At 73.9% G+C, this 24,613-nt stretch carries 22 protein-coding genes; 10 read left to right on the top strand and 12 right to left on the bottom strand.

The features are described 5' to 3' along the window. Nucleotides 1–111 precede the first annotated feature (111 nt). The 5 genes from L6E12_RS01950 to L6E12_RS01930 all read left to right on the top strand — a co-directional run bounded on the left by L6E12_RS01950 (nt 112) and on the right by L6E12_RS01930 (nt 5,431). Nucleotides 112–1,122, top strand: coding sequence for an adenylate cyclase (locus L6E12_RS01950; RefSeq protein ID WP_236226131.1), 1,011 nt, complete (start codon nt 112–114; stop codon nt 1,120–1,122). Next, on the top strand, nt 1,119–2,111 hold the full coding sequence (locus L6E12_RS01945) for a hypothetical protein (protein ID WP_236226130.1): 993 nt from the start codon (nt 1,119–1,121) through the stop codon (nt 2,109–2,111). Before L6E12_RS01950 ends, L6E12_RS01945 begins: the two co-directional genes overlap by 4 nt. Before the next feature lies 1 nt (nt 2,112). After that, nucleotides 2,113–3,360, top strand: coding sequence for an adenylosuccinate synthetase (locus tag L6E12_RS01940; protein ID WP_308073966.1), 1,248 nt, complete (start codon nt 2,113–2,115; stop codon nt 3,358–3,360). Nucleotides 3,361–3,380: 20 nt separating this feature from the next. After that, nucleotides 3,381–4,016: an NUDIX domain-containing protein gene (locus L6E12_RS01935; protein WP_236226129.1), complete on the top strand. Its 636-nt coding sequence runs from the start codon at nt 3,381–3,383 to the stop codon at nt 4,014–4,016. A gap of 194 nt (nt 4,017–4,210) precedes the next feature. Beyond that, nucleotides 4,211–5,431: a hypothetical protein gene (locus L6E12_RS01930; protein ID WP_236226128.1), complete on the top strand. Its 1,221-nt coding sequence runs from the start codon at nt 4,211–4,213 to the stop codon at nt 5,429–5,431. A 36-nt stretch (nt 5,432–5,467) separates the two neighbouring features. Here the strand turns inward: L6E12_RS01930 and L6E12_RS01925 are convergent, their stop codons facing one another. The 3 genes from L6E12_RS01925 to L6E12_RS01915 all read right to left on the bottom strand — a co-directional run bounded on the left by L6E12_RS01925 (nt 5,468) and on the right by L6E12_RS01915 (nt 8,210). Next, entirely contained in the window at nt 5,468–5,854 is a 387-nt protein-coding gene (locus L6E12_RS01925; RefSeq protein WP_236226127.1) for an SRPBCC domain-containing protein, read from the bottom strand. Between the two features lie 4 nt (nt 5,855–5,858). Continuing rightward, entirely contained in the window at nt 5,859–6,440 is a 582-nt protein-coding gene (locus tag L6E12_RS01920) for an ABATE domain-containing protein (protein WP_236226126.1), read from the bottom strand. A 105-nt stretch (nt 6,441–6,545) separates the two neighbouring features. Beyond that, on the bottom strand, nt 6,546–8,210 hold the full coding sequence (locus tag L6E12_RS01915) for an acyl-CoA dehydrogenase family protein (RefSeq protein ID WP_236226125.1): 1,665 nt from the start codon (nt 8,208–8,210) through the stop codon (nt 6,546–6,548). Between the two features lie 54 nt (nt 8,211–8,264). Here L6E12_RS01915 and L6E12_RS01910 point away from each other — a divergent pair, with 54 nt between their 5' ends. Together L6E12_RS01910 and L6E12_RS01905 are read left to right on the top strand one after the other, a co-directional pair. Continuing rightward, nucleotides 8,265–8,990, top strand: coding sequence for a PaaX family transcriptional regulator C-terminal domain-containing protein (locus L6E12_RS01910; RefSeq protein ID WP_236226124.1), 726 nt, complete (start codon nt 8,265–8,267; stop codon nt 8,988–8,990). A gap of 353 nt (nt 8,991–9,343) precedes the next feature. Beyond that, nucleotides 9,344–10,321, top strand: a complete 978-nt coding sequence (locus L6E12_RS01905; protein ID WP_236226123.1) for a YdcF family protein — start codon at nt 9,344–9,346, stop codon at nt 10,319–10,321. 59 nt (nt 10,322–10,380) lie between these two features. On the opposite strand, the gene L6E12_RS01900 is transcribed toward L6E12_RS01905, so the two are convergent. The 5 genes from L6E12_RS01900 to L6E12_RS01880 are packed head-to-tail and all read right to left on the bottom strand — an operon-like array spanning nt 10,381 to nt 14,863. Next, nucleotides 10,381–11,094 carry an ABC transporter ATP-binding protein gene (locus L6E12_RS01900; protein WP_236226122.1) on the bottom strand — a complete coding sequence of 238 codons (714 nt, stop codon included), beginning with the start codon at nt 11,092–11,094 and terminating at the stop codon, nt 10,381–10,383. Continuing rightward, entirely contained in the window at nt 11,091–11,801 is a 711-nt protein-coding gene (locus tag L6E12_RS01895; protein ID WP_236226121.1) for an ABC transporter ATP-binding protein, read from the bottom strand. Before L6E12_RS01895 ends, L6E12_RS01900 begins: the two co-directional genes overlap by 4 nt. Beyond that, nucleotides 11,798–12,763: a branched-chain amino acid ABC transporter permease gene (locus tag L6E12_RS01890; protein ID WP_236226120.1), complete on the bottom strand. Its 966-nt coding sequence runs from the start codon at nt 12,761–12,763 to the stop codon at nt 11,798–11,800. The genes L6E12_RS01895 and L6E12_RS01890 overlap by 4 nt, the downstream gene beginning before the upstream one ends. Before the next feature lies 1 nt (nt 12,764). Beyond that, complete coding sequence (locus L6E12_RS01885; protein WP_236226119.1) at nt 12,765–13,625, bottom strand: branched-chain amino acid ABC transporter permease; 861 nt, start codon at nt 13,623–13,625, stop codon at nt 12,765–12,767. Further along, complete coding sequence (locus L6E12_RS01880) at nt 13,622–14,863, bottom strand: ABC transporter substrate-binding protein (protein WP_236226118.1); 1,242 nt, start codon at nt 14,861–14,863, stop codon at nt 13,622–13,624. Before L6E12_RS01880 ends, L6E12_RS01885 begins: the two co-directional genes overlap by 4 nt. A gap of 215 nt (nt 14,864–15,078) precedes the next feature. Between L6E12_RS01880 and L6E12_RS01875 the strand changes: the two genes are divergently transcribed. After that, nucleotides 15,079–15,912, top strand: a complete 834-nt coding sequence (locus L6E12_RS01875; protein WP_236226117.1) for an alpha/beta hydrolase — start codon at nt 15,079–15,081, stop codon at nt 15,910–15,912. 114 nt (nt 15,913–16,026) lie between these two features. Beyond that, nucleotides 16,027–16,830: an SDR family oxidoreductase gene (locus L6E12_RS01870; protein ID WP_236226116.1), complete on the top strand. Its 804-nt coding sequence runs from the start codon at nt 16,027–16,029 to the stop codon at nt 16,828–16,830. A 14-nt stretch (nt 16,831–16,844) separates the two neighbouring features. Here L6E12_RS01870 and L6E12_RS01865 read toward each other — a convergent pair whose 3' ends face one another. Further along, entirely contained in the window at nt 16,845–17,735 is an 891-nt protein-coding gene (locus tag L6E12_RS01865; protein ID WP_236226115.1) for a helix-turn-helix transcriptional regulator, read from the bottom strand. A gap of 153 nt (nt 17,736–17,888) precedes the next feature. Next, complete coding sequence (locus L6E12_RS01860; protein ID WP_236226114.1) at nt 17,889–19,565, bottom strand: glycerol-3-phosphate dehydrogenase/oxidase; 1,677 nt, start codon at nt 19,563–19,565, stop codon at nt 17,889–17,891. An 86-nt stretch (nt 19,566–19,651) separates the two neighbouring features. On the opposite strand from L6E12_RS01860, the gene L6E12_RS01855 reads away from it, so the two are divergent. Beyond that, nucleotides 19,652–20,425, top strand: coding sequence for an IclR family transcriptional regulator (locus L6E12_RS01855; protein WP_236226113.1), 774 nt, complete (start codon nt 19,652–19,654; stop codon nt 20,423–20,425). A 10-nt stretch (nt 20,426–20,435) separates the two neighbouring features. On the opposite strand, the gene L6E12_RS01850 is transcribed toward L6E12_RS01855, so the two are convergent. Together L6E12_RS01850 and L6E12_RS01845 are read right to left on the bottom strand one after the other, a co-directional pair. Continuing rightward, nucleotides 20,436–22,670: a LuxR C-terminal-related transcriptional regulator gene (locus L6E12_RS01850; RefSeq protein WP_236226112.1), complete on the bottom strand. Its 2,235-nt coding sequence runs from the start codon at nt 22,668–22,670 to the stop codon at nt 20,436–20,438. 45 nt (nt 22,671–22,715) lie between these two features. Next, entirely contained in the window at nt 22,716–24,572 is a 1,857-nt protein-coding gene (locus tag L6E12_RS01845; RefSeq protein ID WP_236226111.1) for a S9 family peptidase, read from the bottom strand. Between the last annotated feature and the right edge of the window lie 41 nt (nt 24,573–24,613).

Raw genomic sequence — 24,613 nt, 5'->3', positions numbered from 1 at the left:
AGGTCACGCCGGGCACCGGTGCGGCGCTCTTGTCGTCCTCGGACCGGTCGGGGTGGGCCACACCACCGGGGAACAGTTGCACCCCTGGTTTGAGTTATGTAGACTCAAACTATGTTCACCAGGGCAGAAGCGCTAGAACGGGTCGAGCGGGCGGGGTCGGCCGCCGGGCTCTTCGGGCCTCCCACCACCGACCCGACGCGGCGCGCGGAGGCGCGGCGGCTGTACCGGGCGCTGGCTTCCGCCCTGCACCCGGACGTGACCGGCGAGGGGGACACCCGGGCGCACGCGGCGTCCGCGGAGCTGACCCGGATGCACCACGAGTGGACGCGGGGCACGACGGTCGAACTGCGCACGGCGACCGGCACCTACCGGATCGGCGAACCGTTCGCCGTCGGCAGCGTCGCGAACGTGTACGAGGCCGACGGCCCGCACGTGGTCAAGGTGGTGCGCAACCCGGCGCTGAACCCGCTGCTGCACGGCGAGTGGGATGCGCTGCGCGCGCTGGAGCGGTTCACCGACCGGCACCGCTGGCTGCGCCCCTACTACCCGCGCCTGCTCGACACCTCCGGCGACCTCGGCCGGGGCGAGCGGGCGTTCACGGTGCTCGACCCGCTGGTGGACGGGTTCGTGACGCTCGCCGACGTGCGGCGCGCGTTCCCCCGCGGGTTGGACGGCCGCGACTACGCGTGGATGCACCGCAGGCTGCTCAAGGCGCTGGCCGGGGCACACCGGCTCGGGCTGGTGCACGGCGCGGTCACCGCCGAGAACGTGCTGGTGCACCCCGAGGAGCACGGGATCGTGCTGGCCGGGTGGTCGTTCGCCGTCGAGAGCGGGCAGCGGCTGCTCGCGACCAGCAAGACCATCACCTACCCGCCGGAGGTCCTCGCCGGGGAACCGGTCACCACCGCCACGGACGTCCACATGGCACACACGCTGATGCTGGACCTGCTGGTGCCCGACGAGAAGGGGCAGATCACGTTCGCCCGCGGGTGCACCCAGGACCGGCCGTCCCGACGGCCGGACGCGGTCGACCTGCTGGGCGAGTACGACGAACTGCTCGAAGAGCTGTACGGCGCACGGGTCTTCCGCCCGTTCGCCCTCCCCCGAACGACAGGAGCATGACCATGGGACACGGCAAGTGGGACGACAACGCCTACCTGGCGGCCAAGACCTTCCGCGCGGCCAAGGGGATCGCCGACTTCGGCTACACCGCGGCGCTGCGGAAGAAGTCGTCCAGGGACTGGAAGGCCGCTCCCGCCCTGGACCCGCTGGGCGTGGCGGCCCGCGAGTGCCGCGACTCGCCCGACCACGCCGACTCGACGCCGATCGCGGTGCTGTTCGACGTGACCGGCTCGATGGGCGCCGTGCCGAAGATCATGCAGGGCAAGCTCGGCAAGCTGCACGGGCTGTTGCAGCGCAAGGGCTACCTCGCCGACCCGCAACTGATGTTCGGCGGGATCGGCGACGCCGACAGCGACCGCGTGCCGCTGCAGGTCGGGCAGTTCGAGTCGGACAACCGGATGGACGAGCAGCTGCGCGACATCTTCCTGGAGGGCGGTGGCGGCGGGCAGAAGAGCGAGTCCTACGAGCTGGCCGCGTACTTCGTGGCCCGGCACGTGGTCACCGACGCTTGGCGCAAGCGCGGTCGCAAGGGCTACCTGTTCCTCATCGGCGACGAGCTGAACAAGCCCCGGCTGGAGGCGCGGCACATCCGCCGGGTCATCGGCGACGACGTCGCGCAGGACATCGACCCGGTGTCGGTGTACCGCGAGCTGGCCCGCAAGTGGAACGTGTACTTCATCCTGCCCAACCAGTCCTCGTACTACAACGACGACGCCATCGGCGAGCACTGGCGGCAGATCCTGGGCCAGAACTTCCTCAAGCTGGACGACCCCGGCGCGGTGTGCGAGCTGATCGCCGCCACGATCGGCGTGGAGGAGCGGGTGGTCGACCTGGACCAGGCGCTGGTGGACCTGGCCGAGGTCGGCTCGGTCGCCGAGAGCAGGGCCGTCGGCAAGGCGCTGGTCTCGGTCGGCGCGAGCGGGAGGTCGCCCGCGAAGTCCGCGGCCCCGCTGGGCATCGACGGTCCCGACGACGTGGTGCTGAGCTGACGTGGACGAGCACGTGGTCGTCGTCGGGTTGGGGTTCGGCGACGAGGGCAAGGGGGCGGTGGTCGACGCGCTGTGCGCCGACGGCTCGGTGTCGGCGGTGGTGCGGTTCAACGGGGGCGCGCAGGCCGCGCACAACGTCGTCGCGGGCGGCGCGCACCACACGTTCAGCCAGTTCGGGTCCGGCACGCTCGCGGGCGTGCCGACCTGGCTGTCCCGCCACGTGCTGGTGGAGCCGATCGCGCTGGCGGCGGAGTCGCGGGACCTGGCGGCCCTCGGCGTCGCCGACCCGCTGGCGATGGTCTCGATCGACGCCGACGCGCTGCTGACCACCCCGTTCCACGTCGCGGCGAACCGGGCGCGGGAGGACGCCAGGGGCCGCGACCGGCACGGGTCGTGCGGCAAGGGCATCGGCGAGACCGCGTGGTACGCGCTGCTGGCCGAGCGGGGAGCCCGACCGGGCGAGGTGGTGGAGGGCCAGGAACTGAGGGGTGTTCCCGGCCCCCCACCGACGGTGGGCGACTGCGCGAACCCGGTCGCGCTGCGGCGCAAGCTCGACGTGCTCGCCCGGTTCTACGAGCCGCTGATCGGCGACGGCCCCCGGGTCGACGACCTCGTGGCCCTCTACCGGGCGTTCGCCGACGCCGTGCGGATCACGACCGGCGACGAGGCGTCCAGGCTCGCCGACGCCGGGCGGCTGGTCTTCGAGGGCGCGCAGGGGGTCCTCCTCGACGAGACGCACGGCTTCCACCCGCACACCACCTGGTCCACCGTCACACCGCGCAACGCCAGGTCGCTGCTCGCGGGTCGCGGCGCGCGGGTGCTGGGGGTGACCCGGACCTACCAGACCCGGCACGGCGCGGGCCCGCTGCCGACCGAGGACCGCGGTGTCCTCGACCGGTTCCCCGAGCGCCACAACGGAACCGGCGAGTACCAGGGCGCGTGGCGGGCCGGTCACCTGGACACCGTGCTGCTGCGGTACGCCATGGCCGCGTGCGGCGGCGTCGACGGCCTCGCCGTGACGCACCTGGACGCGCGGGACCTCCAAGCCGCCACGGCCTACCGGACCGGCGCGGGCCACCTCACCGAGCTGGAGTCACCTGCGGACCTGGTGGCGGGCTGCACCCCGGTCCTGGAGCCCCTGCCCGATCCGGTGGGCTTCCTGGAGGACCTGCTCGACGTCCCGGTGCTCGTCACCGGGACGGGCCCCACCCGGGCGGACTACACCGTGCGGGCACCGGCCCACCGCTGACGTGCGGGACAATCCCCCTCATGATCGAGTCGACACTGGTCTCGGTGGACGTCCTCGTGCTGCGCTTCGACCCGGACGCGCGCGCGGTGCTGCTCGGGGTGGCACCGCGCGCGACGCCCCCGTTCGCGGGCGACCTGGCACTGCCGGGCGTGCTCCTGGGCAGGGGCGAACGCCTGCGCGAAGCCACCCGCCGCGCCGTCACCGGCAAGCTGGGCGTCCCCGACGCGGCCGTCACCGCGACCGGCCAGCTCGCCACGTTCGACGAACCCTCCCGCGACCCCCGCGGCCCGACCCTGTCGATCGCCCTGTGGGCCACGGTCGCCCCCACCCGCCCCGACGACGGCACCGCCACCTGGACCCCCCTGGACGCCGTCCCCCCACTGGCCTTCGACCACGACCGCATCATCACCGACTGCCGCCCCCTGCTGGCCGACAAGCTGTGGCGCGACCCGCAGTTCACCGCGGGCCTCCTCGGCGGCGAGTTCACCACCGCGCAAGCCCTCGACGTCACCGAGTCCCTCACCGGCGACCGCCCCTACCCGGCCAACCTGGGCCGCACGATGGACCGCGTCCCCGGCCTCGAACGCACCGCCCACCACGCCGCGGCCCTGCCGAAGGGCGGCCGCCCGCCACTGGTGTGGAGGTGGACCTCCTGAGGGGTGCCGGGCACGTCACCGGCACCCGCACCACCGCGCTCTCCACCGGCAGTCCACGGACTGCCCCCCGACTCGGCCGCGCCATCGGTGGCCGTTATGCGCCATCGCCGTAACGGGCTCCTCCCGGGGGTCGACCCCCCTCCGACGGGTGGTGCGCCCGATCGGATCGGAGTGGGCACGTGCAGATTTCACGGGTGAGCTGGAAGTCCGCCATGGAGGACGCCAAGTCCCCTCGGTTCCTGGAGATCCTGTCCACCGGGTTCCAGGAGTACGACGAGCGGACCAAGCAGTACATCCCCCAGTACAAGGGGTGGACCAGCGAGCTGAGCCTCCCCGAGCTGCTCGAGGTGTGGGACATGCTCAAGGACGTCGAGACCTTCCACTTCACCTCCGCGCAGAAGGCGGAGCTGCGCAAGGAAGTCGAAGACCGGCAGGACCCGGTCAAGGTCGCCGAGCGGGAGCGGGTGGCGCGGGAGCGCGCCGACGCGCAGCGGGCCGTCGGGCAGCGGCTGCTGCAGCAGGGCCTGGTCGCCCTGGACGGGGCCGGGACCACCTGGGAGGCGCGCAAGGCGCAGATCGAGAAGTGGTGGGCCGACCTGAAGGCCGCCGAGGCCAGGGAGACCTGGGCCAGTGCCTACGCCGCCAACCGCATGTCCGCCCGGCAGATCGGCGCGGACGGGCGCGGCGGCGAGTTCTCCATCGTCAACAAGGCCGCCCGCCGCGACCCCACCAAGCAGGTGAACATCGTCCTCGACCGGTCGGCCAAGGGCGTGCTGGCGCGGATGGACCCGGCGAACTTCAACGACCCGAAGACCGGCGCGAACCACAAGGACGCGCTGGGCCTGCACGACCTCAGCGCCTCCCTGCTGGACGGGTCCAAGCCCACCGTCTTCGAGCAGCTCAAGGGCTACGCCGACGCGGTTGTGGTGTTCATGCCGGTGCCCAGTGAGACCGACGCGCAGGTGTTCAACGCCATCTCCTCCCTGGAGAAGCCGAACGCGGCGGTGCTGCGCGGGTACCGCAACGCCCTCACCCGCATCCGCCTGGCGCAGGGCAGCGACATGCACACGATCTTCGTCGACGACGGCGCGGGCCCGCCCGCCCCGGTGCGCGCCCGCTACGGGGTCACCGGACGGGTGCAGCGGGCCAAGGGCGCCGCGGAGATCATCGCCGACGAGGTCGACATCGAAGGCCGTCGCAACAACGCGTTGCAGCACAACGTGATCCTCGGCGCGGGCGCGACGCAGTCGGTCAACGAGATCGTCATGGTCTACCGCAGGCACGCGTCGCCGGTGTTCCCCTGCTTCACCAGGTGGGACGACGCCGCCAAGCGCTTCAACGTCATCGAGGACGGCGACCCGACCAAGCCCACCGGCGCCTACATCACCAACGCGGGCGCCTGGCACGACGCCTGACCCGGCCGCGGGCCCACGTCGACGGCGCGGGCCCGCTCAGCGGCGGTCGAGCGCGGCGGCGACGGTGTCCAGCACGGACGCCCAGTGCGCGCGCTGCCGCTCGCGCTCGTCACCGCTTGCCATCCGCTCCTGGTGGAAGCGCAGCAGCGTCCGGTCGGGACCACTGGCGCGCACGGCCACCTGGATGGTGGTCGTGCCGTGGGTGACGCGGATGCGGTCCCGCTCGCGGTGGCCGCGCACCTCGCCCTCCACCCCGTCGGCGGTGCGGAACGGCGCTCCCGGCTCGGGGGCGGGGTCCGCGCCCAGCCACAGCGCCAACCCCTCCGGCCCGCTCAGGAAGTCCCAGACGACGGGCAGCGGGTGCGCCACGGTGCGCGACACCCCGATCTGCCACCCCGCGTCCCTGGTGAGTCCGGTGGGCACGTGCTCATCCCCCTTCGGCTTGGCGGGCCCGGGCGGCCCGCACCTTGTGCCGGTTGCCGCAGTGCTCCATCGAGCACCACCGCCTGCTCCCCGGCCGGGACGTGTCGACGTAGACCAGTTGGCAGTCCGCGGCGGAGCACGTCCTGACCCGGTGCGCGAACGCCCCGGTCAGCAACTCCACCGCGTCCCTGGCGACCGTGGCGAGCAGCTGCTCGCCGTCGGGCTCGCCCGCCCACGCCTTCGCCCCGCCCGGCCCGATCACCGGCGCGAGCGCCGGTCGCCGCGCCGCCGCGTTCACGACCTCCAGGTCTGCCTGGTCCGGGGTGGACGCGTGCACCACCCGGAACAACGCGTCCCGGAACCGGCGAGCGGCCGCGACGTGCTCAGCGGTGACCCGCAGCCTCGGCGTCGGCGTCAGCCGCGCGCGCTCCGCCCAGGCGACCAGGTCGTCCGGCGCGTGCAGCACCTCGTACCGCTGGTACGGGCCGGGTCCGCCGGTCACCAGCAGCTCCAGGCACAGCGCCCCGGGGTCGAACCGGTACTCCACGCCCGTGTGCGAGCGGAGCACCATCCCGACCGAGGTCATGTAACCACCATAACTGGTTACATACGACGTGAACAGCCCGCTGCACGAGACCTGCCGAGACGACGACCGCCGTCGAAGCCGGTGGCCCCCGGTCCGCGCGCCCGCTCAGCCGCGGCCGACGGCGGCGCGGTCGAGGATGGCGGTCACGTCGGCGGCCGCGGGCAGGGTGCCGTAGGCGTTGCCCCAGTCGCCGCCGAGGCGGGTGGCGCAGAAGGCGTCGGCGACGGGGGCGGGCGCGTGGCGGACCAGCAGCGACGCCTGCAGCGCCAAGGCCATCAGCTCCACGACGCGGCGGGCCCTGGCCTGGATGCCGTCCACGTCGGACAGTTCGCGGCCGAGGCGGGCCACGGCGTCGTCGAGGTGGCGGTCGGCGCCCCGGGTGGTGTCCAGTTCGGTGAACAGGGCCTGCGCCGTCCCGGGCTCCTTGGCCAGGGCGCGCAGGACGTCGAGGGCGGCGACGTTGCCCGAGCCCTCCCAGATGGAGTTCAGCGGCGCCTCGCGGTAGAGGCGGGGCATGCCGGATTCCTCGACGTACCCGTTGCCGCCCAGGCACTCCAGCGCCTCGGCGGTGAAACCGGGGGCGCGCTTGGTGACCCAGTACTTGCCGACCGCGACGCCGATGCGGCGGAAGGCGCGCTCGGCCTCGTCGCCGCGCACGGCCCGGTCGGCCGCCCCCGCCAGGCGCATGGTCAGGGTGGTGGCCGCCTCGGACTCCAGGGCGAGGTCGGCGAGGACGTTGCGCATCAGCGGCTGGTCGAGGAGCCGGGCCCCGAAGGCGCTGCGGTGGGCCGCGTGGTGCGCGGCCTCGACCAGGGCCTTGCGCATCAGCGTCGACGAGCCCGCCACGCAGTCCAGCCGGGTGCAGTTGACCATCTCGATGATCGTCCGGACACCGCGCCCCTCCGGCCCGACCAGCCAGGCCACCGTGCCGTCGAACTCCGGCTCGGACGAGGCGTTGGAGCGGTTGCCCAGCTTGTCCTTCAGGCGCTGGATGCGGAAGGTGTTGCGGGTGCCGTCGGGCAGGACCCTCGGGACGAGGAAGCACGACAGCCCGCCCGGCGCCTGGGCCAGCACGAGGAACACGTCGCACATCGGCGCGGAGGTGAACCACTTGTGCCCGCGCAGGGTGAACACGCCGTCCTCGCCGGTGGGGGTGGCGGTGGTGGAGTTGGCGCGCACGTCCGAGCCGCCCTGCTTCTCGGTCATGCCCATCCCGGCCAGCAGCCCGCGCTTGCCCGCGGGCGCGCGCAGGCCCGGGTCGTAGACGCGGCTGGTCAACCCCGGCTCGTAGACCGCGGCCAGCGCGGGGGAGTGGCGCAGCGCGGGCACCGCCGCGTAGGTCATCGCCGCCGGGCAGCCGTGGCCCGCCTCCGTGTGGCCCCACACCTGCAGGGCGGCGTACCTGGCCACGTGCGCGCCCGGCCGCTCGTCGGCCCACGCCGAGCCGAAGGTGCCCTCGGCGACGGCGACCCGCATCAGGCTGTGCCAGGCGGGGTGGAAGTCGACCTCGTCGACGCGGTGGCCGTAGCGGTCGTGGGTGCGCAGCACGGGCTCGTTGACGTCGGCCTGCTCCGCCCACGCCTGGGCCTCCGGGGACCCGGCGTGCGCGCCCAGCCTGAGCAGGTCGTCCTCCGCCCAGCCCGCGCCCTCCCGCCGCAGTCCGTCGAGCAGCGCGGGGTTGTCGGAGGCGTCGTAGGGCGACAGCGGCGGCGGCTGGTTCTCCACCGCGTGCGTCGCGTGCTGGGTCGGCGTGGGCAGGGTGGAGGTCATGACCCGACATTACGTCCTCGCTGCGGCTGTGCCAAGGATGTAATGTCAGCCGCGATGCGAACCGAGACCGACCTGCGCCCGCTGACCGCCCGCTCGGTCGTGCTCAGCCTGCTCCTCGGCGCCGACCCGCCCGAACTGCCCGGCCGCGACCTCGTCCGCCTGGCCGGGCTGCTCGGCGTCGGCGAGTCGGCCCTGCGCGTGGCCCTGACCCGCATGGTCGGCGCGGGCGACCTCGTCCGCGCCGACGGCGTCCACCGGCTCTCCGACCGCCTCGTCGAGCGGCAGCGCAGGCAGAACACCGCCCTGAACCCCGAGACGACCGACTGGGACGGCGACTGGAACTGCGTCGTCGTCACCGCCACCGGCCGCAGCCCCGCCGACCGCGCCGCCCTGCGCACCGCCCTCACCGACCGCCGCCTGGCCGAGCTGCGCGAGGGGGTGTGGTTGCGCCCGGCCAACCTGCCCCTGGACGCCCCCGCCCTCCCCACCGGCCTGGTCCAGGCGTTCCGAGCCCGCCCCGAGGCGGACCCGGCAATGCTGGCCTCGACCCTGTGGGACCTCGCCGCGTGGTCGACCACCGCGAACACCCTGCACGACCTGCACCGCCGAGCGGCGACCCCGGCCGAGCGCTTCACCGCGGCCGCCGCGATCGTCCGCCACCTCGCCGCCGACCCGGTCCTCCCGCTGCCGCTGCTGCCCGAGCCCTGGCCCGCCGCAGACCTGCGCGCCGCCTACAGCGACTATCGCGCGGAGCTGACAGCGCTGCGGTCCGCTCTCTGAAGTCGGGGAGTACTTCGAGGGGCGTTCTCGGTCGCGGTGGGATGGGTGTGGTGTTCCGGGGCCCGGCAGCACCGCATGCGGCGGCCGGTGGCGCTGGAGGTGCTCCCGCCGGAGTACGCCGCGGTCCCGGCTCACCGGGAGCGGTTCGGGCGGGAGGCGACCACATCGAACAAATCCACATCGGACACCCAGGCGAGCGGAACGCACAGCACACGCCGCGCAACACCGGGCAGATCCCCAGTGCTGCGGTCATGGGTCCGAGCCACCGCACCCGAGGTGGCCCGCGATCGGTGTCGCGGGAACAATGGTGGGTGACCGATTCGGCCCCGCGACGGAGGAACATGGTTCTCGGGATGCTTTCCCTGGCGGCGGTGCTGGTCGCCGCCCACCGCGTGCACCGGGAGCCGAGGCGGTTCGGCAACGCCGTGTGGTCCGGTGTGGCCGTGGTGCTCGCGGGGATGTGGCTGCTCGACGCGCTGTCGGGTGCCGCCTGGTTGCGCGTGGTCGTGTTCGTGCTCTTCGCGCTGGTCGTGCTCGTGCTGCCGTGGGCGTTGATCGCCAACGGTGTGGTGATGTGGCGCAGGGAGGGGCACAGCCTGGCCAACCTGCTGTCGCTGCTCACGGGCTTGGCCGTGCTGGGCCTGCTGGTCGGGACCGCCGCCGTGGTCGGGTTCGGCGGTTCGCGCTGGCTCGTCGTCGCGGCCACCTCGCTGCTGCTGGTCGCGGGCTACCTGGCGTTCCTGTTCCTCGCGCTGCTCGGTTACGGCGCGCTGTACGGCAGGCTCGGCGCCCGAACGCGGGCCGACGCCGTCATCGTGCTCGGCGCGGGCCTCGCGGGCGACCGGGTGCCGCCGCTGCTGGCCAACCGGCTGGACCGGGCGATCGAGTGCCGGGCCCACGCGGCCGACGCCGACCCGGTGGTCGTCGTCTCCGGTGGCCGCGGCTCCGGCGAACTCGTCTCCGAGGCCGAGGCGATGGGCGCCTACCTGCGCGAGCAGGGTGTCCCCGCCGACCGGATCCTGCTGGAGGACAGGGCCACCACCACCGAGCAGAACCTGCGCAACAGCATGGACCTGCTGACCGAGCACGGCCGCGGCGGGGCCGTGGTGGCGGTGACCAACAACTACCACGTCTTCCGCACGGCGGTGCTGTCCCGGCGCCTGGGCCTGCCGCTCGACGTCGTGGGGGCGCCGACCGCGAACTACTTCGTCCCGAGCGCGTTCCTGCGCGAGTTCGTCGCCCTGCTCGCGCAGTACCGGCGCACGAACGCCGCGGCGATCCTCGTCCTGGCCGCCGTGCCACCCGTCCTGGCGGTGCTGGCGGTGGCGTGAGCGGCGAAGGCCACCCGCGCCCGTCCCGCAGTCGGAGTTCGAGCAGGTCGAGGCGCGGTTCACGGTGTCACGCCGAGGTAGGCGTCGGAGACGGCCGTGTCGCTGAGCAGGTCGGGGACCGGTCCGGACGCGGTGACCTGGCCGTGGGCCAGGACGTACGCCGTGGTGCACAGGGTGCGGACCAGGCGGACGTTCTGCTCCACCAGGACCAGCGCCGTGCCGTCGCGGGCGATGTCGGCCAGGACCGCGCCCACCTCGTCCACCGCCACCGGGGACAGGCCGCTGGAGGGTTCGTCGAGCAGGAGCAGCCTGGGGGCGGACATCAGCGCCCTGGCGATGGCCACCGCCTGCTGCTGCCCGCCGCTGAGCCTGCCCGCCGGTTCAGCGCGGCGGGTGGCGACCCAGCCGAAGCGGTCGTAGGTGTCGCGCAGGCGGGTGCGGCGGGTGGCGCGGCCGGTGCCGTGGGCGCCCAGCAGCAGGTTGTCCTCGATGGACATGTTGGGGAACAGCCTGCGGTTCTCCGGGCACAGCGCGATGCCCGCCCGGACCAGGGCGCCGGTGTCGAACCCGGTGACGTCCGCGCCGTCGAAGGTGATCCGGCCCGACCGGCGGGGTGCGCGGGCGAGGATGCCCAGCAGGGTGCTGGTCTTGCCCGCGCCGTTGGCGCCGAGGACACCGGTGACGGTGCCCGCGGCGGCGGTGAGCGACACCCCGCGCACGGCGGTGGTGGGCCCGAAGGTGATGGTGAGGTCGTGCACGTCCAGCACGGTCATGCCTCCCCGAGGTAGGAGGCGATGACCGCCTCGTCGGACCGGATCTGCGCGGGGGTGCCCGCGGCGAGCACCGCGCCCGCCGCCATCACCAGGACGGTGTCGGCCAGCGGCATCAGGAACTGCATGTTGTGGTCGACCACGACCACCGCGACGCCGAGTTCGCCCGCCGCGCGCCGCACCGCCGAGGCCAGGGCGGCGGCCTCGGTGCCGTCCATGCCGACCGCGGGTTCGTCGAGCAGCAGCACCCTCGGGCCGGTGGCCAGCGCCAGGGCGATCATGGCCAGCCGCTGCGCCGCGCTGGTCAGGCTCGCGCCCGGCCGGTCGAGCGCGTCGCCCAGGCCGAGCAGGTCCGCGATCCGCTCGTCCGGCCAACCGGGGCGACCGCGCCGCTCGCCGTGGGCCAGGCGCAGGGCTTCGCGCAGGGTCCAGGTGCCGAACAGGCGGGTGGTCTGGAAGGTGCGCGCGATGCCCGCCGACACCGCCTTGTGCGCGCCCCGCCCGGACGCGGTGTGCCCGTCCAGGGTGACCGTGCCCGAGGTGGGGTCGTGGGTGCCCGCGAGCACCCCGAGCAGCGTGGTCTTGCCGGACCCGTTGGGCCCGATCAGCCCGAGCACCTGCCCGGCGCCCAGGGTGAACGACACCCCGTCGACCGCGGCCACCCCGCCGAACCGCTTCACCACGTCCTCGACGACCAGCAGCGCGCTCACGCCACCGCCCCCTCTCCCCGAACCGACCGATCCGACCGATCCGACCGGACCGCGCGCACCCGCCGCGCCAGCGTCGACACCCCGCCGAGCACGCCCTCCGGGGCGAGCAGGGTGACGAGGATGAACAGCACGCCCAGCACGATCTGGCTCACCCCGGGCCCGAGCGTGAGCAGTTGCGTCAACCCGATGACCACCGCCGCGCCCACCGCGGGGCCGAGCAGCCTGCCCGCTCCGCCCAGGCCCAGCGCCACGAACATCAGGAAGCTCTGCCCGAAGGTGAACTGCGACGGGGCGACCACGCCGTTGTACTGCCCGAACAGCACCCCCGCCCACGCCGCCGCGCCCGCGGAGCACACCATCGCCAGCAGCTTGACCCGGGAGGTCGGCACGCCGACGTGCTGGGCGAGGTCCTCGTCCGCGCGGATGGCGCGCAGCCGGTCGCCGAACCGGCTGACCGACGCCCAGTGGAACAGCGCCAGCCCGACCCCGACCGACGCGGCCAGCAGCACGACCGTCGCCTCCAGGCTGTAGCCGAGCGCCACCGGCCTGCCGTTGGGGCCGCCGGTGAGGTCGGCGGCGTTGGTGAACACCAGCGTGGCCACGGCGGTGAAGAACATGGTGCCGATGGCGAAGTACTGCCCACGGGTGCGGCTGAAGACCAGCGCCACGACCAGACCGGCGGCCATCACCCCGGCCACCGCCAGCAGCGCGGCCACCGTCATCGGCAGCCCGGTGTCCAGCAGCACCGCCGACAGGTACGCCCCGCCGCCGAAGAACGCCGCGTGCGCCAGGTTCGGGTACCCGCCCAGCCCCTGGATCAGGTTCAGCCCGATCAGCGCGATCGTCCAGACCACCACCAGCAGCGCGACCTGCCCCTGGTCACCGCTCAACCCGGTCAGCAGCAGGTAGGCGAGCACGCTCAACCCCACCGCGGCGCCCAGCGCCGTCACGTGCGCGCGCATCTCAGGCCACCCTTCTCGCGTTCGTGCTGCGCAGCCCGTCGGGCCGCAGCACGAGGATCGACACCAGCAGCAGGAACCCGAAGGCGCTCTGGTAGGCCGGGCTCAGGTACGCCGAGCCGAGCCCCTCGACCACGCCGAGGACCAGCCCGCCCGCGACCGCGCCCCACACGCTGCCCAGGCCGCCCAGCACGACCACCACGAACGCGCTGAGCAGCACCTCGTCGGCCATGTACGGCGAGACCTGGAACGTCGGGGCGTAGGCGATGGCGGCGACCCCGCCGAGCACCCCGGCGATGAGGAACGCCAGCGCGTACTGCCTGCGCATCGGGATGCCGAGGATGGCCGCGGCCTCCCGGTCCTGGGCGACCGCGCGCATGGCCCGGCCCAGCGACGTGCGCGACAGCAGCAGGTGCAGCGCCAGCAGCGACACCACCGCGAGCACCACCAGCGCCGCCTTGACCCCCGACAGCGACACCCCGCCCAGGCGCAGCAGCACCCGGTCGTACGGGGTGTCCAGGGACCGGCCCTCGCCGCCGTAGAGGCGCAGGGCGACGTTCTGCAGGATCAGCATCAGCCCGAGCGCCACGGCGGGCGCGGCGGCGGGCCGGTCGACGATCCAGCGGTAGGCCAGCACCTCGGTCAGCACCGACACCAGCGCCCCGCAGGCGATGCCCGCCAGGGCGGCGAGCGCGAACGGCAGCCCCGCCGCGCTCGCCGACCAGGTGGTGTACGCCGAGAGCACGATGACCCCGGCGTGGGCGAAGTTCGGCACCTCCATCACCCCGTAGACCAGGGTGAGGCCGACCGCGACCACCGCGAACAGGCAGCCGAGGAACACCCCGTTGACCAGGACCTGGCTCATCCGCAGGTCTCCTGCGGGAAGGTCGGGTCGACGACGGCCCCATCCTCGACGTCGAACACCATCGCGCTGCGCAGCGTGTCCTCGCCTGGGCACCAGGCGGTCACCTCGGAGGCGGTGCGGGCGTTGCGGTCGGTGAACAGCCTGCCGCCGTCGCCGGGGAGCCAGCCGCTGACCGTCCCCTGTGGAACGTCGATCTCCTTGAGCGCCTGCTCGATCCTCGCCGGGTCGGAGACGGTGTCGGCCTTGGTCATCGCGGCGGCCACGATGAACGGGAAGTCGTGCGCCCACATGGTCAGGTCCTGCGGGTATTCGCCGTACCGCTGCTGGTAGTCCTTGGCGAACGCCTGCGCCGCCGGGTCCTGGGAGGTGGTGGGCAGGGTGCCCGCGCAGTCGTAGTTGTCCTTCATGATGGAGTCGTACTGCGCGCCCAGGATCGCCTTGGCCTGGTTGGGGTTCACGCCCGCGCTGTGGATCACCGGCCCGGTGTAGCCGGACTGCCGCAGTTGCTTGAGCACGGGCAGGATCACGGCGGTGACGCTGGAGAGGTAGATCGCGTCGGGCTTGGCGGCCACGGCGGCGCCGATCGCGTTGCTGTAGTCGGTGGAGCTGAGCGGGAACTCGCTGTTCGCCGCGATCCGCACGCCCTCGGCCTGCGCGGACTTCGTCACGAGCTGGGTCAGGCCCTCGCCGTAGGGCTCGCCCTTGGCGGTGATCACCGAGATGCTGGTGGTGCCCAGCTTGCGCTTGGCGTAGTGCAGGCAGCCCGGCACGTAGGTGGGGGAGGCGCCGCGGGTGAGGAACAGGTGGTCGCTGAGGCCGAGGATGCCGGGGTAGCTGGAGTCGAGCATGTTGACCATCGGCACCGGCTGGCGCTGCAACTGCGGTACGTAGGTGTCCGACCCCAGGCCGTAGGCGATGACCGGGACCTTCTGCGACTGCACCAGTTCGCGCAGCGCGGTCACGCCGGTGGTGGCGGCGTCGGAGCGGTCGTCGGCGTAGCTGATCTCCAGCGTGCGCTTGCGCCCGCCGACGGTGAAGCCGGTGCGGTTGAGTTCCTCGACGCCCATCTGCAACGCGTTCTTCTGCGCCGGGCCGAGGGTGGCGTAGATGCCGGACAGCGACAGGATCGCGCCGACCTTGACCACGTCGTTGTCGGGGGAGCCGCTGGGCGAGCCGCAGGCGGTGGCGGCGGTGAGCACGGCCGCGGCCACCAGCGCCGTTGCTGATCTGGAGCGCATGGGGGAGTCCTTCGTGCCTGGGTGTCCTGAGTGGAGACCGGCGGTGGTGAGGTGCTGAGAACTGTAGGTGCGAAACCCGGCGTTCACAAGAACGAAGTTCGACAATGTCGAATCCCAGGTTCGTTGTTCGGCAATGCCGGATCGGCTACGGTGGCGGAACGCGCCGCCGTCGGCCAGGTCCCCGGCGGCCCACCCACCCCCCGGAGGAACCGACGATGTTCACCTTCCCCAGCGCCGACGGCCTGACCGTGCACGTCGAGGAGTGGCGGCCCACCGGCCCGGCGCGCGGTGTCGTGCAGCTCGCGCACGGCATGGGCGAGCACTCCGCGCGCTACGCCCACCTCGCCGAGCTGCTGACCGGCCTCGGCTACGCCGTGTACGCCAACGACCACCGCGGCCACGGCCGCACCACGGCCGCCGCGCCCGGCGACCTCGGCGAAGCGGGCTGGGACGGGCTGGTCGCGGACGTGGTCGCGCTGACCCGGCTGCTGCGCGAGCGCCACCCCGGCCTGCCGCTGGTGCTGGTGGGCCACAGCATGGGCTCCTTCGCCGCCCAGCAGTACCTGCTCGACCACGCCGACCTGCTCGACGGGGTCGCGCTGTCCGGCACGACCGCGCTCGACCTGCTGGCCACCACGATCGCCGAGGGCGGCCTGGCGGTCTACAACGCCGAGTTCGAACCCGCCCGCACCGAGTTCGACTGGCTCAGCCGCGACGAGTCCCAAGTGGACGCCTACCTGGCCGACCCGCTGTGCGGCTTCTCCCTCGACGAGCGCGGCCTGGCGGGCATGTACGCCGGTGCCGAACGCGCGGTCACGCCCACCGGCATCCGCCCCGACCTCCCCCTGTACGTCATGGTCGGCGACCGCGACCCGCTCAACCGGAAGCTGGCCCTCTCCGACGCCCTGGTCCAGCGCTACCGCGACGCCGGACTGGTCGACATCACTTACCGCACCTACCCCGGCGCCCGGCACGAACTCCTCAACGAGACCAACCGCGAAGAGGTCGAGGCCGACCTCGCCTCCTGGCTGACCCGCGTCACCGGTTGACCCCTGGTGGGACGGGTGGTCGACAGGGTCTCTCGCAGTACCTGTACCACCAGGGTCTGCCGGGCGTCCAAGCCGCCTGCCAACCTGTTCTCACGGCAGAAGGGACGGAGACCAATGGCGGACGACCGGTTCACCACTCACGCAGACCTCTTCGATCTGAGTGGGAAGTACGCACTTGTCACTGGCGGCACCAGGGGCATCGGGATGATGATCGCGCGCGGCCTCCTGCAAGCGGGCGCCCGCGTTGTCATCAGCTCACGCAAGGCGGACGCGTGCGCGGAGGCTCAGCGCCTGCTGTCCGAATTCGGCGACGTCCGGGCGATCCCCGCGGACCTGTCCAGGTACGAGGAGTGCCTGCGCCTCGCTGAGCTCGTCGAGGCCGATTCGGAACGCCTCGACATCCTCGTCAACAACGCGGGGGCGATGTGGCGCGAGCCGCTGGAGACGTTCCCGCGCGAAGCCTGGGACGAGGTGGTCGACCTCAACCTCAAGGCGCCGTTCTGGCTGGTGCAGGCGCTGCTCCCCGCGCTCCGCAGGGCGGGCACCGCCGATGACCCCGCGCGGGTCGTCAACATCGGCAGCATCGCCGCCATTCACGTCGCCGACTCGCCCAACTACTCCTACGCTGCCAGCAAAGCGGCACTGCACCAGCTCACCAGGGTGCTCGCCAGGGAACTGGGCCCACAGCACGTCACGGTGAACGCGGTGGCCCCGGGACCGTTCCCGTCGGAGATGATGGCGGCCACGCTCGACGCCATCGGCGACCGGATCGCGGCGAAGGCCCCGCTGCGCAGGCTCGGCCGCGACGACGACATGGCCGGTGTCGCCGTGTTCCTCGCCAGTCGGGCCGGTTCCTACCTCACGGGCACCGTCATCCCGGTCGACGGCGGCATCGCCACGACCGCATCGGGCACCTAGAACTGAAACGGCAGTCAGCCGAGTGCTTGCGTCTTGGTCGCCTGCTTCTCCTGGCCTGCCGCCCACGACGCCAACAGGGCCAGGCCGTCCGCGGTCGCCGTGCCCGCGGGCGCGGTGTAGACGTTCAGGAGCAGGCCGGGGTCGGCGGGCAGCTCCATCGACTCGACGTCCAGGTCGAGCCTGCCCACCACCGGGTGGTGCAGGCGCTTGCGCCCGGACCGGTGGAGCCGGACGTCCTGGGACGCCCACCGCTGCCGGAACAGTCCACTGCGTGCCGACAGCTCATCGACCAGGGCGTGCAGTTCCTCGTCGTGCGGATCGCGGCCGACTTCCATGCGCAACTTCGCGGCCACGTCGCAGGCGATCCGGTCGTAGTCGACGAAGAACGCTCGTGCCGGTTCGGGATCCAGGTACAGGAACCGAGCGGTGTTCGCAGGCCGTCGCGTGTCGGCCAGCACCGGTGAGAACAGCGCGCGGGCGAGCCGGTTCACGGCCAGCACGTCGTAGCGGACGTCGCAGATCCACGCGGGCGCATCGGTGATGGCGTCGAGCACCTGCTGGAGCGCCGGGCGCACCGCCACGGCGGGTCGCGGGCGGCGTGGCCCGCCGGGCGCCCTGGACTGCCGCGCGAGGTGGAACAGGTGATCGCGCTCGGCCTCGTCGAGTTGCAAGGCGGAGGCCACCGCGTCGAGCACCCCGTCGGAGGTGCCCGCGAGGCCGCCGCGTTCCATGCGCACGTAGTACTCGACCGACACCCCTGCCAGCAGGGCCACCTCTTCGCGGCGCAGACCGGTGACCCGGCGGTTGCCGCCGTAGGTGGACAGCCCGGCCCGCTCGGGGGCGATCCGCGAGCGGCGCGAACTCAGGAATTCCTTGATCTCGGTGCGCAGGTCGATCGTGGCCATCCCTCCACCGTAAGCCCTGCCCACAAGTGGAGAGAGGTACTGCTGGTACCCCTGACGGCCACCCCCCTCACGCGCAGCGCTGTCCCGGTGCCGTCGCAGTACCAGGACCGCTCCGCCCGACCGACTCGACCCGGCCGCCCCTGGGGACGGTGCTCAGGCCGACTGCAAGGCCGCTGCGGCGGACTCGTCGTCGGGCTGCTCCTGCGCCTTGCGCTCAGCGCGCACCCCCGCCCGGTAGGTCTCGGCCTCAGCCGCGGCCCGGTCGGCGTCCCAGCCCAGCACCGGCGCGATGAGGTGCGCGGTGAGCTGCGCGGAGTCCACCCCCCGGTCGGCCGACTCGATCGCCACCCGCACCCGCCGGGCGAGCACGTCGGTCACGTCCCGGGCGCCCTCCGCCGCGGCGGCGTACACCAGCTCGGCCCGCAGGTAGGCGTCGCTGCTCGGCAGCGGTTCAGCGAGTGTGGGATCGGCCACGACCAGCTCCAGCACCTCGCCGATCAGCGAACCGTGCCTGCCCAGCAGGCGCTCCACCTGCTCGACGGTCAGCCCGTGCTCGCGGGCCACGGCGTCCCGCCGGTTCCACAGCGCGGCGTGGCCGTCGGCGCCGAGCAGCGGGACCTCGGCGGTGACCGACGCGGGCACCGGTCCGAGCCCGCGCACCGCCTCGTCCACCGCGTCGGCGGCCATCACCCGGTAGGTCGTGTACTTCCCGCCCGCGACCACCGTCAACCCCGGGACGGGGGTGCCCACCACGTGCTCGCGCGACAGCTTCGCCGTCCGCTCGTCGCTGCCCGCCAGCAGCGGTCGCAGCCCGGCGTAGACGCCCTCGACGTCGTCGGGGGTCAGCGGGTCGACCAGCACCCGGTTGACCTGCTCCAGCAGGTACGCCACGTCGGCCGCGCTGACGGCGGGGTGCTCCTTGCCCAGGTCCCACGGGGTGTCGGTGGTGCCGACGATCCACTGCCTGCCCCAGGGGATCACGAACAGCACGCTGGTGTCCGTGCGCAGGATCAGCCCGCTGGTGGAGTCGATCCGCTCGCGCGGCACCAGCAGGTGCACCCCCTTCGACGCGCGCACCCGCACGCTGCTCGCGGCGGCGAGGGCCTGCGTCTCCTCGCTCCACACCCCGGTCGCGCTGATCACCCGCTTCGCCCGGACCTCGATCCGCTCCCCGGTCTCCCCGTCCACCACCACCGCGCCGACGACGCGCTCGCCGTCGCGCAGGTAGTCCACGACCCGCGCCCGGTTCGCCGCCAGCGCGCCGTGGGCGGCGGCGGTGCGCACCAGCGCCAGGGTGTGCCGGGCGTCGTCGACCTGGGCGTCCCAGTACCGCACGGCGCCGACCAGGGCGTCCGGGGAGAGCCCGGGGGCCTCGGCGAGCGCGCCGCGGCGGGTCAGGTGCCGGTGCCGCGGGGTGCCGGGGTGGCCCGCGGCCATCGCGTCGTAGAGCAGGATGCCTGCGCCGACGTACGGGCGCTCCCAGCCGCGGCGGGTCAGCGGGTAGAGGAACGGGACCGGCCGCACCAGGTGCGGGGCCAGGCGGGTGAGCAGCAGGCCGCGCTCCCGCAGCGCCTCGCGCACCAGGCCGAAGTCGAGCATCTCCAGGTAGCGCAGGCCGCCGTGGATGAGCTTGCTGGCGCGGCTGGAGGTGCCCGCCGCCCAGTCGTCCGCCTCGACCAGGCCGGTGCGCAGGCCGCGGGTGGCCGCGTCCAGCGCCGCGCCCGCCCCGACCACCCCGCCGCCGACCACGAGGACGTCGAGCCCGGGGGCGGCGGCGAGTTCGCGCAGCGCGCGGGTCCTGGCCGCGGGGGAGAGGGGTGCGGGGCGCATGGCGGCTCCTCGACGTACGAGCGCGGATCGGCTTGACTGAACCAAGTATGACAATGTCGAACACGGTACCGGCAAGGGGAGGGTGGATGCCAGGGCGGATCCAGTCGGTCGAGCGGGCGGCGGCGATCCTGCGGCTGCTCGCCGCGGGGCCGCGCAGGCTGGGTGTGGGGGAGGTCGCCCGCGCGCTGCGGCTGCCCAAGGGGACGGTCCACGGGATCCTCCAGGCATTGCAGCACGTGGGATTCGTCGAGCAGGACCGCGCGGGTGGCCAGTACCGCCTCGGCGCCACCCTGCTGCACCTGGGCACCAGCTACCTCGACGCCAACGAACTGCGCACCCGCGCCCTGAACCGGGCCGACGCCCTGGCCTCCCGGACGCGGGAGAGCGTCCGCATCGGAGCCCCGCACGAGGGCCAGGTGCTGGTCGTGCACCACGTCTTCCGCCCCGACGACAGCCTCCAGGTGCTGGAGGTCGGCGCCCTGCTGCCCGCTCACGCCTGCGCCCTGGGCAAGGTCCTGCTGGCCTTCGACCTGCGCGGCGCCCCGGCCCTGGACGAGCTGCCGCTGCCCGGCTGCACCCCGCGCACCCACACCACCCCGGCCGCCCTCACCGCCGACCTGGACCGGGTGCGCGCCCGCGGCTGGGCCACCGACGTCGGCGAACTGGTCGACGGCGAGGCGGGTGTGGCCGCCCCCGTCCGCGACCACCGCGGCGTGGTCGTCGGCGCCGTCGGCCTGTCCGGTGCGGTCGAGCGGGTGTGCGCCCCCGACGGGGCACCGCACGCCGCCCTGGTCTCCGCGGTCCGCGACTCGGCGCGCGCCATCTCCCGCACCCTGGGCTTCACCGGGCTCCGGGGGTGACCCGGCCCGGTCACCGCTCGCGGGCGGCGATCCAGGCGGCGATCTGGGTGCGCCGGGTGAAGCCCAGCTTGGTCAGGACGTGCTGCACGTGCGTCTCCGCCGTGCGCGGGGACATCACCAGCTTCGCCGCGATGTCCCGGTTGGACAGCCCCTCGGCCACCAGCACCGCGATCTCGTGCTCCCGGCGCGTCAGCGCGGAGCGGTCGCGGGTCGGGGCGGGGGCCAGCGCGCAGCGCACCGCCTGCTCGAAGGACAGCGCCCGACCGGTGGCCACCGCCTGGTCGAACCGGTCGTGGCCGAGCCCGTCGCGGGCCATCGCCCAGTGGTCGAAGTGCGGCACGGCGAGCGAGCCCGCCCGCTCCGGGGAGGTGCCCACCGCCTCCCACAGCGTGGCGGCGGCGCCGAAGAGCAGGCCCGCGTGGGCGTGCTCGCCCTGGCGGGCGTGCACCCAGGCCAGGGCCTCCACCTGGTGGGCGGTGCCGAACCGGTTGCCCAGCAGCAGGTCCGCCTCGATCCCGGCCCTGGCCGCGCGGGCGGCGGCGCCCGCGTCGCCGTAGAGGACCTCGACCACCGCCTGGCCGTAGTGGGCCATGGCCAGGTAGTACGGGTCGACCACGTCGGAGGCCAGGTCGGCCAGCAGGGTGCGCGCGGTGTCGACGTCGCCGAGGACGGCGGTGCACACGCCGTGGATCCAGCGCGGGTGCGGTCGGTGCCGGGCGGGGCAGTCGCGGGCGGCCCGCCGGGCCAGGTCGGCCGCGCCCGCGAAGTCCCGCCGCAGCATCGCCCCGAGCGCCCGGACGTAGGTGACGTGGGCGCGGCCCGGCTCGTCGGCGAGCACCTCCGCCTCGTCGAGGCGGGCGGCGGCCACCACGACGTCGTACTGCCAGAGCGCGTACAGGGCGCTGACGCTGAGCGCCCTGGCCCGGGCGGGGTGGGCGGGCACCGCCGCCAGGGCGCGGTCGAGCCACATCCGCGCCTCGGCGTTGCGGCCGTGCAGCGTCCAGTGCTCGTCGACCCGGGCGGCCATGGCCAGCGCGACCCCGGCTTCCCCTGGTTCGGTCAGCGACCAGTGCAGGGCCGCGCGCAGGTTGGCCTGCTCGCGGTGCAGCCGGTCCGCCCACCGCACCTGCTCCGGCCCGAGCCAGGCGGCGTCGGCCTCGGCGGTGAGCCGGTCGAAGAAGTCCCGGTGGCGGCGGGACACCCCGGTCAGCTCCCCGGCCTCGCGCAGCCGCTCCTGCCCGTACTCGCGCAGCACCTCCAGCACCCGGTAGCGGGCCGTCGCCGCCCCCGGCCGGTCGTCGCGCACCAGCACCGACTTGTCCAGCAGGGCGTCCACCAGCCCGAGCACGTCGTCCACGCCCACCCCGGGCCCGGCGCACACGTACTCGGCGGCACCCAGCTCGAAGGACCCCGCGAACACCGACAGCCGCCGCCACACCGCCCGCTCCGCCACCGTGCACAGCCCGTGGCTCCAGTCGAGGGTGGCGCGCAGGGTCCGCTGGCGCTCCGGGGCCGTGCGCGGCCCACTGCCCAGCGGCGACCCACCCGCCGCCAACCGGTCGGCGATCTGCCCCGGCGACAGCGCCCGCACCCGAGCCGCCGCCAACTCCACGGCCAGCGGCACCCCGTCCAGGTGCCCGCACAGCCGCACCACGTCGTCCACGTTGCCCGAGTCCAACCGGAACGAGGGCACCACCGCCCGCACCCGGTCGACGAACAGCACCACCGCGTCGTACCCGGCCGCCTCCGCGAGCGCCACCCCCCGCTCGGGCACCGCCAACGGCGGCACCGGCAGCACCCGCTCCCCACCCACCCCCAGCGATTGCCTGCTCGTGGCCAGCACCACCACGCCCGGGCACGTGTCCAGCACCCGCTGCGCGAACCGCGCGCACGCCTCGACGAGGTGTTCGCAGTTGTCCAGGACGAGCAGCAGCTCCCGCCCGCGCAGGTGGTCGAGCACGGTGTCCTCGACCGCTTCCCCCGGCCGGTGGTGCAGCCCCAACCGGTCGGCGACCAGGTTCGGCAGCAGGGCCGGGTCGCGCAGCTCGGCCAGCCCGACGAACACCGCCGCGCCGGGGTGCCCGGCCAGCACGTGCCCGGCCAACCTGGTCTTGCCGACACCACCGGGACCGGTGAGCGTGGTCAGCCTGCCGGTGCCGAGCGCGTCCCGAACCCGCGCGTCCTCCAGGCCGCGCCCGACGAAACTGGTGTTCACCAGGGGCGGCGCCGCCTCGTCCGGTGCCACGCCACCCGATGGTAGCCGTCCCGGTGAGCCCGGGACGGCCACCGCTCAGGCGGGAACGCCCCCCGCGCCACCCGGGGTGCTGTCCGGACCGGCCACCCCGCGACCGCGCCGCGACCGGGCCGCGACCACGAGCAGCACCACCCCCACCAGCAGCGGCAGGACCAACCGAACCACCCAGGGCACCGGCCCCCACTCACCCACCGCGGCCTGCGTCGCCGTCCCCGCGGTCATGCACCACGCGGCCAGCAGCGCCGAGGCCACAGCACCGGGCAGCACGTCCCCGGTCCACCGGAACAGCGCCACGCACAGCACCCCGGCCACCGCCAGCAGCACCACCACCTGGTAGGCGACGATCGTGTGCAACTGGTAGCCGGGGAACACCAGCTCACCGCCGAACGGGAACCGCGAGTACTGCACCAGCACCAGCACCGCCAAGCCCACCGACGGAATCAGCGCCGCCGCCCAGTACCCGCGCCGCCCGCCCACCCGCAACTGGGTGTTGAGCAGCGTGGAGAACACCACGAAGAACACCAGCAGCGGCAGCGCGTAGCAGAACGCGGTGACCAGTTGCAGGGCCGTCGGCGCGCGGAAGGCCAGCACCCAGAACCGGAAGTCGGTCTTGAACACCAGGTCCGACGCCAGGACGAGCCCGAGCATCGTGCCCACGGCCGCGGCCCCCAGCCCGACCGACCGCCCCGCCGCCCGCCACGACCCGGGCAGCACCCCGGACAGCGCCGCCCGCCTGCGCACCAGCCACGGCACCAGCGCCACGGCGGTGATCACCGCGTTCAGCAGCGCCCAGGCCAGGACCCAGTTGGACACGCTCTGGCTGAACCAGGCGCCGGGTGGGAACAGCTTCGGCACGTACTTCATCACCGGGATGAACGTGACCGCCGGGATGGCCGTCGCCGCGAGCGCCGCCACCCACCAGCCGCGTCCGGTGGCGGCCGGGACCTCGGGCCGCTCCCGCCGCCGGGCCAGGGTCTTGGCGACGCCGAAGACCGACAGCACACCGCCGACCAGCGCCACCAGCGTGCCCAGCTCCTTGAGCCACCACACCTGCCCGCTCGCCGGACCGGCCCCGGTCAGCGTGCGGCCGAACCAGTCCACCACGTGCCCCACGGCGGCCGGGTCGTGCGTGACCCCGGCGTGCACAGTGGACGGCCGGTGCAGCACCCGCCCGGTCCCGGCGTCGACGTCGCCGTAGACGGTGTCCTCGCGGACCGGTGAGTCCGTGCCGAACAGCGACTTCATGTTGGGGGCGCCGTTGATGTCGAGCGGGTTGGCCGACTGCCACATCGAGCCGGAGAACTCCTCCACCGTGGACACGACCACGGCGGTGTTGCGCGGGAACGTCGTCGTCCCCTTCGGGGTGGCCGCCGCACCGCCCCCGGTCGACGGGCCCGCGGGGAACGGCGCCGACGACATCAGCACCAGCGACCGGTAGCCGTCGGGCACGGCCGCGGCGGCCTGCAACACCGTCCAACCGCCCATGGAGTGCCCGACCAGCCCGATGTTGTCGCGGTCGACGAAGTCCAGGGAGCGCAGGTGGCGCAGCGCGGCCGGGCCGCCGTAGCCGTGCGCGAACGCGGGGGCCGCCGACGTGCCGTGCCCGGCCTGGTCCAGCTCCAGCACCACGTACCCGCGCCGGGCCAGTTCGAGGGAGACCGGGGACATCGTCTCCCGCGAGTTGACGTAGCCGTGCACCGCGAGCACGGCGGGCGCCGGGGACCCGGCGGTCGCGCTGTCCGGCACGTAGAGCAGCCCGCCGAGCGCCTGCCCGTCCTCGCCGGTGAACCGGGTGTCGGTCACGCCGACCCGGCCGAAGTCGGTGTTGACCACCGCGGCGAACGCGCCGCCGACCAGCACCAGCGCCAGGCCGACGACGAACAGCAGGCTCACCCGCCTGGCCGGGGTCCGGCTCGTTCCGGGGGAGTGTTCAG

Source organism: Actinokineospora sp. PR83 (assembly GCF_021056305.1).
GTDB lineage: Bacteria > Actinomycetota > Actinomycetes > Mycobacteriales > Pseudonocardiaceae > Actinokineospora > Actinokineospora spheciospongiae.
This window is presented reverse-complemented; position numbering and strand designations above follow the sequence as displayed.

What these genes read in the sequence shown, in the direction of transcription:
- L6E12_RS01935 (WP_236226129.1), top strand. Translation starts at nt 3,381, where the DNA reads ATGATCGAGTCGACACTGGTCTCGGTGGACGTCCTCGTGCTGCGCTTC.
- L6E12_RS01920 (WP_236226126.1), bottom strand. Translation starts at nt 6,440, where the DNA reads ATGACCTCGGTCGGGATGGTGCTCCGCTCGCACACGGGCGTGGAGTAC.
- L6E12_RS01885 (WP_236226119.1), bottom strand. Translation starts at nt 13,625, where the DNA reads ATGAGCCAGGTCCTGGTCAACGGGGTGTTCCTCGGCTGCCTGTTCGCG.
- L6E12_RS01915 (WP_236226125.1), bottom strand. Translation starts at nt 8,210, where the DNA reads ATGACCTCCACCCTGCCCACGCCGACCCAGCACGCGACGCACGCGGTG.
- L6E12_RS01870 (WP_236226116.1), top strand. Translation starts at nt 16,027, where the DNA reads ATGGCGGACGACCGGTTCACCACTCACGCAGACCTCTTCGATCTGAGT.
- L6E12_RS01865 (WP_236226115.1), bottom strand. Translation starts at nt 17,735, where the DNA reads ATGGCCACGATCGACCTGCGCACCGAGATCAAGGAATTCCTGAGTTCG.
- L6E12_RS01880 (WP_236226118.1), bottom strand. Translation starts at nt 14,863, where the DNA reads ATGCGCTCCAGATCAGCAACGGCGCTGGTGGCCGCGGCCGTGCTCACC.
- L6E12_RS01860 (WP_236226114.1), bottom strand. Translation starts at nt 19,565, where the DNA reads ATGCGCCCCGCACCCCTCTCCCCCGCGGCCAGGACCCGCGCGCTGCGC.
- L6E12_RS01905 (WP_236226123.1), top strand. Translation starts at nt 9,344, where the DNA reads ATGCTTTCCCTGGCGGCGGTGCTGGTCGCCGCCCACCGCGTGCACCGG.
- L6E12_RS01950 (WP_236226131.1), top strand. Translation starts at nt 112, where the DNA reads ATGTTCACCAGGGCAGAAGCGCTAGAACGGGTCGAGCGGGCGGGGTCG.
- L6E12_RS01910 (WP_236226124.1), top strand. Translation starts at nt 8,265, where the DNA reads ATGCGAACCGAGACCGACCTGCGCCCGCTGACCGCCCGCTCGGTCGTG.
- L6E12_RS01855 (WP_236226113.1), top strand. Translation starts at nt 19,652, where the DNA reads ATGCCAGGGCGGATCCAGTCGGTCGAGCGGGCGGCGGCGATCCTGCGG.
- L6E12_RS01900 (WP_236226122.1), bottom strand. Translation starts at nt 11,094, where the DNA reads ATGACCGTGCTGGACGTGCACGACCTCACCATCACCTTCGGGCCCACC.
- L6E12_RS01945 (WP_236226130.1), top strand. Translation starts at nt 1,119, where the DNA reads ATGACCATGGGACACGGCAAGTGGGACGACAACGCCTACCTGGCGGCC.
- L6E12_RS01890 (WP_236226120.1), bottom strand. Translation starts at nt 12,763, where the DNA reads ATGCGCGCGCACGTGACGGCGCTGGGCGCCGCGGTGGGGTTGAGCGTG.
- L6E12_RS01875 (WP_236226117.1), top strand. Translation starts at nt 15,079, where the DNA reads ATGTTCACCTTCCCCAGCGCCGACGGCCTGACCGTGCACGTCGAGGAG.